The organism is Streptomyces sp. S6 (genome assembly GCF_054880855.1).
In genome coordinates this window covers 1-1,187 of sequence record NZ_JBTYMC010000664.1, presented here as the reverse complement: position 1 = coordinate 1,187, position 1,187 = coordinate 1, and the positions used below count along the sequence as shown (strand labels likewise).

The window sequence follows — 1,187 nt, the reverse complement described above, 5'->3', positions numbered from 1 at the left end:
CCGGCGTCGGGGGGCGGCCCGGCCACCCGGCATTCGCTCCCCGCGCGCAGCAGAAAGGCCACGATGAACAGGGCTGAGGAGCAGGGCGGCCGGGCCGGCCGCATCGTGACGTTCTACTCCTACAAGGGCGGCACCGGACGCACCATGGCCCTCGCCAACGTCGCCTGGATCCTTGCCGCGAACGGCAGACGGGTCCTCGCCGTCGACTGGGACCTGGAGGCACCCGGCCTGCACCGCTTCTTCCACCCCTTCCTCGACCCGGCCACCACCGCCGCCACCACCGGCGTCGTCGACATGCTCACCGAGTACGCCTGGGCCGCCACCGACGACAGCGGGTCCCGCCCCGCCGACTGGCACCGCGCCTACGCGCGCGTCCAGCGGCACGCCGTCTCCGTCGACTGGACCTTCCCCGGACCCGGCACCCTCGACCTGATCACCGCGGGCCGCCAGAACCGCGAATACTCCGCGGCCGTCGCCACCTTCGACTGGAACAACTTCTACGACCGGCTCGGCGGCGGCCTCTTCCTGGACGCCCTGCGCGACGACATGCGCGCCCACTACGACTACGTCCTCATCGACAGCCGCACCGGCCTCTCGGACATCGCCGACATCTGCACCGCCCACCTGCCCGACGTCGTCGTCGACTGCTTCACCCTCAGCCACCAGAGCATCGAGGGCGCGGCGGCCGTCGCCCGCGACATCGGCGAACGCTTCCACGCCCGCGACATCCGCGTCCTGCCCGTCCCGATGCGCATCGACGAGGGCGAGAAGGAGAAGGCCGACGCCGGACGCTCCCTCGCGCGCGCCATGTTCCCCGGCCTGCCCAAGAACCTGTCACCGGACGAACTGCTCACCTACTGGGGGGAGGTGGAGGTGCCCTACCGCCCCTTCTACGCGTACGAGGAGACACTGGCCGCCTTCGGTGACGTCCCCGGCAGCCCGAACTCCCTGCTGGCGGCCTTCGAACGGCTCACGAAGGTGATCTCGGACCGGGCCGTGATCGCCCTGCCCCGGATGGACGAGGACGTGCGGCTCGCCGTCAGACGGCGCTTCGTGCGCGGCCCCGTCGCCCTCCCCGCGGACCTGCTCCTCAGCCACGCCGCCGAGGACCGCATGTGGGCCGAATGGCTCGCCGCGCTGCTCACCCGCAGCGGGTTCCGCGTCGTCCGCGCGTGCGCCGGCGGCGA

Annotated in this window: 1 protein-coding gene; it reads left to right on the top strand. The window is 72.3% G+C overall.

From position 1 onward, the window contains the following. Positions 1-63: 63 nt before the first annotated feature. A partial coding sequence (locus tag ACVNF4_RS36260; RefSeq protein ID WP_461807068.1) for a tyrosine-protein kinase family protein occupies positions 64-1,187 on the top strand: 1,124 nt, incomplete at its 3' end.